At 73.2% G+C, this 11862-nt stretch carries 10 protein-coding genes; 9 read left to right on the top strand and 1 reads right to left on the bottom strand.

Going from position 1 to position 11862, the window contains the following annotated elements; genetic code table 11:
* Window positions 1-98: 98 nt before the first annotated feature.
* From FGF04_RS00525 to FGF04_RS00510, 4 genes are all read left to right on the top strand, one after another.
* The gene (locus FGF04_RS00525) at window positions 99-302 is read left to right on the top strand and encodes a cold-shock protein (RefSeq protein ID WP_149509167.1); all 204 of its coding nucleotides are present in this window, start codon (window positions 99-101) and stop codon (window positions 300-302) included.
* A gap of 240 nt (window positions 303-542) precedes the next feature.
* Window positions 543-2069 carry a DEAD/DEAH box helicase gene (locus tag FGF04_RS00520; RefSeq protein ID WP_149509166.1) on the top strand — a complete coding sequence of 509 codons (1527 nt, stop codon included), beginning with the start codon at window positions 543-545 and terminating at the stop codon, window positions 2067-2069.
* Window positions 2070-2213: 144 nt separating this feature from the next.
* Window positions 2214-2645 (top strand): hypothetical protein, encoded by a 432-nt coding sequence (locus FGF04_RS00515; protein ID WP_149509165.1) that lies wholly within the window; start codon window positions 2214-2216, stop codon window positions 2643-2645.
* Window positions 2646-2726: 81 nt separating this feature from the next.
* Window positions 2727-3512 (top strand): YqjF family protein, encoded by a 786-nt coding sequence (locus tag FGF04_RS00510; RefSeq protein ID WP_149509164.1) that lies wholly within the window; start codon window positions 2727-2729, stop codon window positions 3510-3512.
* A 70-nt stretch (window positions 3513-3582) separates the two neighbouring features.
* Here FGF04_RS00510 and FGF04_RS00505 read toward each other — a convergent pair whose 3' ends face one another.
* The gene (locus tag FGF04_RS00505) at window positions 3583-6150 is read right to left on the bottom strand and encodes a SpoIIE family protein phosphatase (RefSeq protein WP_149509163.1); all 2568 of its coding nucleotides are present in this window, start codon (window positions 6148-6150) and stop codon (window positions 3583-3585) included.
* 476 nt (window positions 6151-6626) lie between these two features.
* Between FGF04_RS00505 and FGF04_RS00500 the strand changes: the two genes are divergently transcribed.
* The 5 genes from FGF04_RS00500 (at window position 6627) to FGF04_RS00480 (ending at window position 11818) form a co-directional block, all read left to right on the top strand.
* Window positions 6627-6944 carry a hypothetical protein gene (locus FGF04_RS00500; protein ID WP_149509162.1) on the top strand — a complete coding sequence of 106 codons (318 nt, stop codon included), beginning with the start codon at window positions 6627-6629 and terminating at the stop codon, window positions 6942-6944.
* A 132-nt stretch (window positions 6945-7076) separates the two neighbouring features.
* Entirely contained in the window at window positions 7077-8765 is a 1689-nt protein-coding gene (locus FGF04_RS00495; RefSeq protein WP_149509161.1) for a tetratricopeptide repeat protein, read from the top strand.
* A gap of 125 nt (window positions 8766-8890) precedes the next feature.
* On the top strand, window positions 8891-10465 hold the full coding sequence (locus FGF04_RS00490) for a hypothetical protein (RefSeq protein ID WP_235882107.1): 1575 nt from the start codon (window positions 8891-8893) through the stop codon (window positions 10463-10465).
* A 202-nt stretch (window positions 10466-10667) separates the two neighbouring features.
* On the top strand, window positions 10668-11309 hold the full coding sequence (locus FGF04_RS00485) for a YceI family protein (RefSeq protein ID WP_149509160.1): 642 nt from the start codon (window positions 10668-10670) through the stop codon (window positions 11307-11309).
* Window positions 11310-11401: 92 nt separating this feature from the next.
* Complete coding sequence (locus FGF04_RS00480; RefSeq protein ID WP_188113906.1) at window positions 11402-11818, top strand: ATP-binding protein; 417 nt, start codon at window positions 11402-11404, stop codon at window positions 11816-11818.
* Window positions 11819-11862: the final 44 nt, after the last annotated feature.

Here is an 11862-nt window from a genome sequence, read left to right as displayed (position 1 = left end):
TTGTATTTCCGGCATTTCATTCCGGACGGGGTCAATTGCGGCGTCACAGGGGTCCACACGGTGCGGGCCCCGGGTACTGCCCCGAAAGGGATAAAAAAATGGCTACTGGAACCGTCAAGTGGTTCAACTCGGAAAAGGGCTTCGGCTTCATCGAGCAGGACGGCGGCGGCCCGGACGTCTTCGCCCACTACTCGAACATCGCCACCTCGGGCTTCCGCGAGCTGCAGGAGGGCCAGAAGGTGACCTTCGACGTCACGCAGGGCCAGAAGGGCCCGCAGGCGGAGAACATCACTCCTGCCTGATGCCGTAGCGCACACAGCAGCTGGGGTCCCACCTGGAGGTGGGACCCCAGCTTGTTGCGTTCTCCGCGCCCCGGGCCCCGCGGCGGGAATGTCCGCCGCGGCCACGCTGTTGCGACCCGGTGTGCCGTGCCGGCCCGACCGGCCCGGTTCCGATTTTTATTCGGCTCGTTCTTGCAATTCGTCCGGCTTCGCCATCCGCCGGGAATTCCTCGATACGTGCCATATCGAGGAAGGTTCTCCATGAACCGATCAGCTCGCACGAACGACCGTTTCGCAAACAACCGCAAGGACGGATTCGGCTCCGACCGCGGCGGCCGCTCCCGCACGCCGGGACAGGGCCGTCCCGGCACCCGTCCGGGCGGCGGCGCACGGCGTCCCGCCGCCGTGCAGGGTGAGTTCGCGCCGCCCGCCACCGTCACCCCCGCGCTCCCGGCGGTCACCTCCTTCGCGGAGCTGGGCCTGCCCGCCGAGGTGCTGGAGACGCTCACCGGCCTCGGCGTGCGCGAGCCGTTCCCGATCCAGGCGGCCACCCTGCCGAACTCCCTCGCCGGCCGCGACGTGCTCGGCCGGGGCCGCACCGGCTCCGGCAAGACCCTCGCCTTCGGCCTCGCGCTCCTCGCCCGCACGGCCGGGCGGCGCGCCGAGCCGAAGCAGCCGCTGGCCCTGGTGCTCGTCCCCACCCGCGAGCTGGCCCAGCAGGTCACCGACGCGCTCACCCCGTACGCCAAGGCCCTGCGGCTGCGCATGGCCACCGTCGTCGGCGGCATGTCGATCGGCCGGCAGGCCGGCGCGCTGCGCTCCGGCGCCGAGGTCGTCGTCGCCACCCCGGGCCGCCTGGCGGACCTCGTCGAGCGCCGGGACTGCCGCCTCGACCGGGTCGCGATCACCGTCCTGGACGAGGCCGACCAGATGGCCGACATGGGCTTCATGCCCCAGGTCACCGCGCTCCTGGACCTGGTGAGGCCCGACGGGCAGCGCCTGCTGTTCTCCGCGACGCTGGACCGCAACATCGACCTCCTGGTGCGCCGCTACCTCCACGACCCGGTGGTCCACTCCGTCGACCCGTCGGCGGGCGCCGTCACCACGATGGAGCACCACGTGCTGTACGTGCACGGCGCGGACAAGTACGCCACCGCCACGGAGATCGCCGCCCGGGACGGGCGCGTGCTCATGTTCCTGGACACCAAGCACTCCGTCGACCAGTTCACCAAGCACCTGCTCGGCAGCGGGGTGCGGGCCGCGGCCCTGCACGGCGGCAAGTCGCAGCCCCAGCGCAACCGGACGCTCGCGCAGTTCAAGTCCGGCGCGGTCACCGTGCTGGTGGCGACCAACGTGGCGGCCCGTGGCATCCACGTCGACGACCTCGACCTCGTCGTGAACGTCGACCCGCCCGGCGACCACAAGGACTACCTGCACCGCGGCGGCCGCACCGCCCGGGCCGGCGAGTCCGGCAGCGTCGTCACGCTGGTCCTGCCCAACCAGCGCCGCGACATGACCCGCCTGCTGTCCGACGCCCGCATCCGGCCGCAGGTCACCCAGGTCCGCTCCGGCGAGGCCGAGCTGAGCCGCATCACCGGCGCCCAGGCACCGTCCGGCGTCCCCGTCGCCGGCAGCGCCCCGGTCACGGAGCGCCCGCAGCGCGGCGGCGCCCCCTTCCGCGGCATGGGCACCCGCCCGGGCCGCTCCGGCGGCGAGTCCCGCCGTACCGCGGAGGCCCGCCGCACGGCGGAGGCGCGAAAGGCGGCCCGCGTCCGCCGGGGGGCGTAACCCGGGCGGGCTCCGGGGCGCGCGGGAACGCCCGCCCCGGAGCCCGGCGGGACCGGCGGCGCTGCCGGGCGGCGCGGCGGCGGTGGATCCAGCATTCTGGGGACAGATGCGATCACATTGCCCACATCGGGGAAGTCGAGTCCCATGACCGAATCAGAATTTCCGCCCGAAGGCCGGCCCGTCGACCTCTACCTCGACCTGTTGCGGGTGCGGATGACCCCGTCCGACTACGCGCTCCTGCTCCGCATGGTCGAACCCGTGCTCGAAGCCATGCAGGAGCAACGGGCCGGACCGATCGAGCTCGATCTGGAGGGCGCGGACGGCGCCGGTGTCTCCCAGGAGATCCGCGACGAGGCGTCCCTCGTCGTGGCCGTCGCCGTCACGGGCCGCATGGACAACCAGATCGTCGAGATCGAGACGGAGGAGGGCGGCTCCGTCCGGGTCGTCACCGACTCCGGCACCGCGGCCGACCCCGCCCGCTGCCAGGAGATCGCCGAGTTCATCGGGGAGCGCCACCGTCAGGACGAGGAACTGCGGGGCATCGCCGAGGTCAGCGGGCTGCCCACCGACGTCTGACGGCCGCCGCCCTCTCCCGAAACCGCTGCCGGATGCGTCACACGGCGCGGGATCCCGCCCTGTCCGGGGCGCGGCCCTGCGATGCTGGCGCCCGTGCCGATCACCTCGTCCGCGCCGGAGCCGGTCACCCCGGACGCCCCGCACCCGCTGCACCGCCCGCTGCTGACGCAGGAGTGGCTGGACCTCGCCTTCGTGCACTGGGCCGTCGACCCGGCGGCCGTGGCGGGGCTGCTGCCCGCCGGCACCGTCCCCGACACCCTGGACGGCGCGACCTTCGTCGGCCTGGTCGCCTTCCGCATGCACCGGGTGGCCTGGTGGCGGACCCCGGGCGTGCCCTACTTCGGCTCGTTCCCGGAGACCAACGTACGGCTGTACTCGGTGGACGGGTACGGGCGGCGCGGCGTGGTCTTCCGCTCCATGGATGCCTCCCGGCTCGTACCGGTGCTCATGGGGCGCCTCGGCTTCCGGCTGCCGTACGTGTGGTCCCGCATGTCCGTGCGCACCGACGGCGACACCGTCGCCTACACCAGCACCCGCCGCCTGCCGGGCCCGCGGGGCGCGTACAGCCGTCTCGTCGTCCGGCCCGGGGAGCGGATAGCCGAGCCCACCGCGCTCGAACACTTCCTGACCGCCCGCTGGGGCATGCACAACCCCTTCTCCGGCGGTGCGCGCTTCCTGCCCAACGACCATCCGCGCTGGCCGCTGCACCGCGCGACGCTGGTCGCGTGCGAGGAGAACCTCGTCCGGTCCGCCGGACTGCCCGCGCCCGAGGGGGAGCCGGTGAGCGTGCTGTACTCGCCCGGCGTCCCGGTCCGCCTGGGCCGCGCGACGGCGGGCCCGCCACGCGGTGGTCCGGCCATGCCCTGAAGGGGCGCGGGGAACCGCGCGACCGGCCATGTCGGTGCCGCAGACGACCGACGGCCTGTCGCAACACCCCCTAGCGGTGCCCGCGCGGCTCGAAGCGGCGCGTGGCGAGCAGCAGCGCGATGTCGTCGGGCCGGTCGGCGACGTGCCGGGCCTTGGCGGTCAGCCGGTCGGCGACCCCCGACAGCGAACGGCCCCCGGGACGGGCGGCGGGCGCACCGGCCCGGGCCAGGGCGACGCGCAGCGCGGTGATCCCCTCGTCGATGTCGACACCGGGCCGCTCGACGAGTCCGTCGGTGTAGAGCGCGAGGACGGCCCCCGGGTCCAGCCGCAGCTCCGTCACCGGGTAGTGGGCCTGCGGGTCCACGCCGAGGACGACACCGCCGGGGATGTCCAGGACGTGCGTACGGCCGTCCGGGTACCGCAGGATCGGCGGCGGGTGCCCCGCCCGGGCCACCCGCGCCAGACCGGTGAGCGGGTCCAGCCGGATGTAGCAGCAGCTGGCGAACAGCCCGGGATCGAGGTCGATCAGCAGGTGGTTGGTGCCGCTCATGACCTCGTCGGGCGGCCGGTCGCCGAGCGCGAAGGCCCGTACGGCGCTGCGCAGCTGCCCCATCGTGGCGGCGGCCTGGACACCGTGCCCCTGGACGTCCCCGATGACGAGCGCCAGGCCGTGGCCCGACTCGACGACGTCGTACCAGTCGCCCCCGACGTCCATCCCCTGGGTGCCCGGCAGATAGCGCCCGACGGTCTCCAGCTGCGGGTGCGCGGACAGGCGGCGCGGCAGGAGCGCCTGCTGCAGGCCCCGGGCGAGCGCGGCCTCGCTGTCGTAGCGCTGCGCCTTCTCCATGGCGTGGGCGATCAGCCCGGCGAGGGCGGTCAGCACCGTGCGCTCCTCGGTGCTGAAGCTGCGGGAGCGGTCGAAGCCCAGGATGCAGGAGCCGACCGGGCGGCCGGAGGCGATCAGGGGCAGGAAGGCCCGGGAGCCCTCCGCCGCGTCGAGCGGCAAGCCCGGGTAGGCGGTCGCGAGCTGCTGCATCGACTCGAAGAAGAGCGGGCGGCCGCTGGTGAGGGTCTCCACGCCGGGGATGCGCGCGTCCAGGCCGACCCCTTCGAAGGGCGCGAGGAAGCCCTGCGGGAAGCCCGTCTCCCAGGCCAGGTAGAGGTGTCGTTCCTGCAGCAGGTAGATGGCGAGCCGGCCGCCGCCGAAGGCCGGCAGCAGCTCCTGCATCACGACCGCGGACACCTGCCGCGCGGTGACCGCCTCGTTCAGCGCGATCGCGAGGACGATCGGCCGGTACAGCGGCGCCATCGAGGTGATCCCGGCGGACGGACCCTCGGCCCGGGGCGCCCCGGCGGCCTGCGCCCCCTCGGATGCGGGCACCGGGTCGGGGGCGGGCTCGGCCACCCGGTTCGCGGGCACGATGGTGCAGGTCAGGATGTCGCGTCCGGGGTGGACGGAGACGGCCATCCAGTCACCGCCGCCGGGCTCCGGCGCGGGCGTCTGCGCGCCTTCGGAGTCACCGTCCAGCGGCCGTACGACGTGGAAGTGCACCGGTTCCGAGGACAGCAGGGCCTCCCGGAGGTGGTCCTCGTAGGCGGACCGCTCCAGCCACGGCACCTCCTCGCCCAGAGGTCTGCCCAGGAGCCGCTTGCGCGGGCACCCCAGCAGCTCGGCGGCCCGCTCGTTCGCGTAGACGATCAGGCCCAGCCGGTCGAGGCAGAAGACGCCCTCGGGGAGCAGGTCGGCCGCCCCGTCGCCCGCCGAGCCGATGTCCGGGTCCAGGACGAGGCCCCGGACGGTGTGCGGCCGCGACGACGGGGGCAGCTCCTCCGGGGTCCAGAGCTCCAGCAGCCGCAGTCCGCCGTCGGCCGCGTGCACCGGCAGGGGCAGCGGCGGCGGCCTGCCCACGGACGTCTCCCGCAGCGCGGACAGGATCTGCGGGGCGTCGGAGGCGGCCACCGCGTCCGCGAGGTCCTGCGGGGTGTCCGTGGACCGGCCCGGCGGCACCCCCAGCAGGGCGTGCAGGCGGCTGTCCGTGGTCACCACGCCGGACGCCGGATCCCAGGTGAACCGGCCCATGCGCCCGGCGGGCGGATGGCTGGCCAGCGGCCGCACGCAGAGCGGCTCGACGTCCCAGGCGATCTCGGGCCCGCCCTCCTCCTCCAGTTTCCGCAGCGTCTCGCCCAGGTCGTCGGCCAGCTGCGCCATGCGGTCGCGGTCGGGCAGCACCTCGGTGGCGTCCGACACCGACGGGCGCAGCAGCGTCAGGACGCCGTACGTCGTCGGCCCGCCCACGACCGGCACGTACAGCGAGCCGAACTGGAACGGCAGGCCCGCCGCGAACTGGGGATAGCGGCGCATCGTCTCCGTGGCGTCCGCGAGCACCACCTGGACGCCCAGCCGGTACGCGTCGGCCACCGGGAACCTGCGGTCCACGTGCACGCGCCACCAGGGGCGGAAGAGCGGTCCGGGCAGTCCCGACAGGACCGCCAGCCGTAACAGCCCCGGAGTGCCGGAGCGCAGGTACACGCCCCCCGCGAAGCCCCCGGCCGCGCTGATCGCCTCCGTCGTGACCCCGGTGAGCAGCGGGTCCAGGCGTCCGGGAGTCCGGGTCCCGTGCTCGGCTCTCCCAGTCATCGGCCCCACCTCGTCCGTCGCCGCCCGGGTGGCTGACACAGCAAGAATGCGCCACGACGCCCTCTGCCTGCACCCGGGAGGGACGGGGCGCGCATGGATCCGACGAGGCTACCGGGGTGCACGCGGAGCGTGGGCATCCGGTGACGGCCGCGTTTTCCCGTTCMCCGCCCCCACCGGGCCACGGCGCCGCGGGCGCGGCGGAAGGGGCAGGTCACGGGCGCGCACCGGCCGTCGTCGGGGCCGGTCCGCATTTCCGGGCGGAGGCGGGGAACGCGGAACGTGGATCACCTGCGAGCCGGCGAGGCGCCCGCGCGGGGGTCGCGGCCGGGAGGAGCGGAGCACGTGCGATCAGGACACCACGGGCCGCCGTCGCCCGTGCGCCGCCCGGTCCCGCCGCCGACGGGCCCCGGCCCGGCCGGCCCCCGGCTCGTACGGCCTTCGACCATCCGGTGTGTCCTCGTCCGTAAGGAGCTCGCATGACCACGTACGTCATCACCGTCCCCGGCACGTTCGTCAACGGCGTGGCGGACACCGCCCGGTCCGACATCGAGCGCAGGCTGCGCCCCCGGGATCCGCAGAACACGGAGCTGGGCGAGAGCGAGGAACTGAGCCTGCTGACGGTCGAGGACGGCGGCATGTTCTCCGCCAGGATCGAGGTGGAGGCCGCCGACCAGGCCGGGGCCGAGTCCGAGGCGGTCCGGCTGGTCTCCCAGGCGCTGCGCGACAGCGGCTTCACCGAGCAGGACGCCCCGCTGGGCCCGGCCTTCGTCACCGGCATCGACAGCGAGTTCTGAGGACCGCCGCACCGGCCGTACCGCCCCTCCCGCGCGCGCCTGCCCCTAGGCTCGGAACCCGGGCCCGGATCCGAATCCGGATCCGGAGCAGCGGGCCCTCGGCCTTCGGCCGTACACGCGCAGGAGGGGTGGATGGACCACACGGACTACTACGACCTCGGCCGTCACGGCCGCACCGTGACGACGTCGTCCCCGGCGGCCCAGCTCTGGTTCGACCGCGGCCTGGTCTGGTCCTACGGCTTCCACCACGAGGAGGCGGTCGCCTGCTTCGAGGCCGCCGCCGCGGCGGACCCCGGCTGCGCCATGGCCCACTGGGGCATCGCCTACGCCCTCGGGCCCAACTACAACAAGCCCTGGGAGTTCTTCGAGGGCGAGGAGCTGGCCCGTACCGTCGACCGCACGCACGCCGCCGTGGAGCTCGCGCATCGCAAGGCGGCCGGCGCCACTCCCGTGGAACGCGCCCTGATCGGCGCGCTGCGGGCCCGCTACCCGCAGGCCGGGGCCGTCGAGGACTGCTCGGTGTGGAACGAGGCTTACGCCGACAGCATGCGCGCCGTGTACGAACTCGCCCCGGACGACCCCGACGTGGCCGCGCTCTACGCCGACGCGCTGATGAACCTGACCCCCTGGCAGCTGTGGGACCTGCGCACGGGCGAGCCCGCCGACGGCTCGCGCACGACGGTGGCCCGGGCGGTGCTGGAGCGGGCCCTGGCCACCGACGCCGGGACCCGGCACCCGGGACTGCTGCACCTGTACATCCACCTGATGGAGATGTCCCCGGAACCCGAGACCGCGCTGCCCGCCGCCGACCGGCTGCGCGGCCTGGTCCCCGACGCCGGCCACCTCCAGCACATGCCCACCCACCTGGACGTGCTGTGCGGCGACTACCGGCGCGTCGTCGCCGACAACGGCGCGGCGGTCGCCGCCGACGAGAAGTACCTCGCGCGCTCCGGGGCGATGAACTTCTACACGCTGTACCGGGCGCACAACCACCACTTCAGGATCTACGGCGCGATGTTCCTCGGGCAGTCCCGCATCGCCCTGGAGAGCGCGGCCCAGCTGGAGGCCGCCGTCCCGGAGGAACTGCTGCGGGTGCAGAGCCCGCCCATGGCGGACTGGCTGGAGGGTTTCCTCGCCATGCGGGTGCACGTCCTGATCCGGTTCGGCCGCTGGGCGGACGTCCTGCGCCTGCCGCTGCCCGCCGACCCGCGGCTGTACTGCGTGACGACCGCGATGCTGCACTACGCCCGCGGTGTCGCCCACTCGGCCACCGGCCGGACCGAGGAGGCCGAGACCGAGCGCGTACTGTTCCGGGAGGCGGTCGCACGGGTCCCGGAGACCCGGATGCTGTTCAACAACACCTGCGCCGACCTCCTGGCGGTCGCCTCCGCGATGCTCGACGGCGAACTGGAGTACCGCAAGGGCGACTTCGAGGCCGCCTTCGCCGCGCTGGAGCGCTCCGTCGCCCTGGACGACGCCCTGCCCTACGACGAGCCCTGGGGATGGATGCAGCCCACCCGGCACGCGTACGGCGCCCTGCTCCTGGAACAGGGCCGCGTCGTGGAGGCGGAGGCCGTCTACCGGGCCGACCTCGGACTCGACGACACGCTTCCCCGCGCCCGGCACCATCCCGGCAACGTCTGGGCCCTGCACGGCTTCCACGAGTGCCTCGTGCGGCTCGGCAAGGAGGGGGAGGCGCGGATCGTGGCCCAGCAGCTGAAGCTCGCCGCGGCGGTGGCGGACGTGGCGGTCGAGGCGTCGTGCTTCTGCCGCCTCCACCTCGACGAGGTCGCCGGGCCGGCCGGCTCCGGCTGCTGCTGAGGACGGACAGCCGCGGCACGGTGTTGTTGCACGGAGAGCCGCCGTTGCCCCTTGTCCCGCTCGAACGGCTGACCGTACGCTGACAAGTCATAGAACTTCGGGCGTGATTGACTGGGGGAGCCGTCATGTCCTGGGACCACAACGACCCGCGCCCGGCGAACGACCCGGGCCGGGGATTCGTCGTACCGCCGATGCCGACCGCGCCGCCGCCCGCGCCCGCCGACGGCCTGCGGGCCGCCGCGGTGGGACTGCTGAACCTGTCCGGACTGGGACTGGGCTACGTGCTGCTGCGCCGCTGGTGGTGGGCGGCGGCCTGCTGGGCGGCGACCGCGGTCCTGCTCCTGGTGGCGCTGCCCGCGGACCCGGACGGCGTCTCCACCGGATTCCTCGCCGCCTACCTCGTCCTGCTCGCGCTCGCGGCCGTGCACGGCGCGGTCGTCGGGCTGCGCACCCGGCTCGGCTGGCCGCCGGCGGCCTGGACCGCCGCCGTCCTCGGCGTCGTGCTGCTGGCCGTGCCCGCCGGTGGTGCCGTCCTGTACGACGACGCACGCGACGAGGCCACCGAGCAGATGCTCCTCGACCGCCTGGAGCGGGCGGACGAGCTGGTCCGGGAGGCGGAGAAGCGGCCGTTCTCGACGGCCGAGCCCGACTACCGCCAGGCCCTGTCGGCCTACCGGGACCTGCGCGGCGCGCACCCCGGCTCGCGGGCGGCCGACCGGGTCCCGGGCCGGCTCAAGAGCTTCTACACCAGCGTCGCCTCCGCCTACGACGAGCGGAACTTCTGCGAGGCCGTGGCCCCCCTGAAGTACCTCCGCACGGTCCCGCGCACCATGGGCGAGGACGAGGTGGGGGACCTCAGGAGGTGGCCCGACGACCGGCTGGCCACCTCGCTCTACGAGTGCGGGGCGCAGTCGCTGTCCGGCGGGGTCGCCGACTGGACCACCCACTTCGGTGAGCTCCTGTCGACCTTCCCGCGCTCCGAGCAGGCCACCAAGGTGGCGTCCTCGGTCGGGACGGCGGTCGACAAGGCGGTCAAGGACGTGGGCGGCGACGACCCCTGCAAGGCGGTCGAGCGCCTCGGCACCCTGAACACCCAGGTCTCCTCGGTGCGCGGGGACAACGCCGAGGTGACCGAGGCGCTGGACGAGGACGCCGCCCGGGCCCGGAAGAACGCGGACTCCGGTGCGTACGCCTGCGGGGTGGACCAGTACAAGGAGAAGAGCTTCGCCGAGGCCGTCACCACCATGAACGACTTCGCCAAGAGCAATCCGCACCACAAGAACCGGGCCCGCGCCAAGAAGATCGCCATAGCCGCCGAGGTCGCCCAGACGGTGCCCGCGGCGGGCAGGCGCCTGCCGACCACGGCGTCCGGCGGCGGCATCTCCGTCACCGTCAAGAACGACAGCCCGGACGACATCACGGTGCTGTACACGGGACCGGTGACGGGCAGCTTCACGCTCAAGGCCTGCGGGAGCTGCACCTCGTACTCCCTCGCGAGCACGGTGACGCGGGGCTTCGAACCGTGCAGCGACAGCGGCAAGAACTACCCCCAGCGGACCATCAGCCTGCCCTCCGGAACGACCTACTTCGTGCACAAGTCCAAGGACGGCATCGGAAAGTCCCCGGCGTCGGACACGGCCAAGCTGTCCTCCGGGTACATATACACCGAGTGCGCCTATACGACGAGTTTCGGTTACTGAACCCATAGGAACGCATTTCTTTCCGCGCCGCGGCTTTCCCTGGCACCCGGTGCCTTCTTGAGGGGCCGGTAACAGGTGTGTGGATTCTGTGACCTCTTGATTCCCCAGGGATGAGCCGCTGGTCACCGGGCATGTGTCCAGTAAACTTATGGATCTTGGTTGGGCTTGCGGAAATATCAATTGCGCATCAGCTAGGTGAGTCATGAATCTTTTCAGCAGAGGTGCTTCTCCCCGGCGTGCGGACACGCTGGTCGAGCCGAGGCGGCCGGATGCCTCGCACGGCGTCCGGCCGGAGCCCGGTCTGGCGGGTCTGACCGGGAACTGGGTCATCGACCCGGCGCACAGCAGGATCGGCTTCTCCGTGCGGCACGCCATGGTGACGACGGTGCGGGGCTCCTTCACGGAGTACCGCAGCCGCCTCTTCTTCGACGGCCGCGACCCCTCGCGCTCGGGCGCCGAGATCCTGCTGTCCACGGCGAGCGTCGACACGGGGGTGGACCAGCGGGACAGCCATCTGACCGGCCGGGACTTCCTGGACTCCGCCACCTACCCGCACATGCGGTTCCTGAGCACGGCCGTGAAGCTCGCCGGCCCCGACGTCTACCGGATGACCGGCGACCTCACCATCAAGGACGTCACGCGCCCCGTCGTCCTCGAACTCACCTACATCGGCCACGTCACGGACCCGTTCGGCTACGAGCGCGTCGGCTTCGACGGCACCACGACCATCAACCGCTCGGAGTGGGGCCTGACCTACAACAGCAGGCTCGCCGAGGGCGGCGCCATGGTCAGCGAGAAGGTCCGCCTGCAGCTCGACATCGCCGCCATCCGCGACGACTCCTGACCGCGCGGGAAGGCGGCACGCCTGTTCACGCGGCTGCCGGGTACCCGGTCGGTGACCGACGGGGTACGAACGGCAGGGACGGGAGTGGACAGGTGGGGGTCAAGGCGATGGGCTGGGCGCATTCGTTTCCTGTGTCGGGCGGGGTGCGCGCCGGGCGGGACTGGACGCGCAAGCATCTGCAGTCCCTGCCGTGGACCGCGGACGAGCCCGACACGGTGGACGCCGTCGTACTGGCCGTGTCCGAGCTGATCACCAATGCCCATGTGCACGCGAACAGCGACGCGCACCTGGCGCTCACCTGGGACGGCGACTGCCTCCATGTGAGCGTCCACGACGAGGACACGACGCTGCCGCGGCGGCGCGAACCGGAGGCCGGCGAACCCTCCGGCCGCGGCGTCGGGATCGTCCAGATGCTCGCCGACGAGCTGGACACGCGCTGCCAGCGGCACGGCAAGGCGGTGACGGCCTGCTTCCGCCCGGCGACGGCCGATCAGCGGGCCGGGCGCTAGGTCCCCCGCGGGAGGCGAACGCCGCCTGTGAGGGCGGGCGTTCG

The organism is Streptomyces apricus, assembly GCF_008369065.1.
Taxonomy (GTDB): Bacteria; Actinomycetota; Actinomycetes; order Streptomycetales; family Streptomycetaceae; genus Streptomyces; species Streptomyces apricus.
The sequence above is the reverse complement of the archived record's forward strand: the minus strand, read 5'-3'. Positions and strand labels throughout refer to the sequence as shown.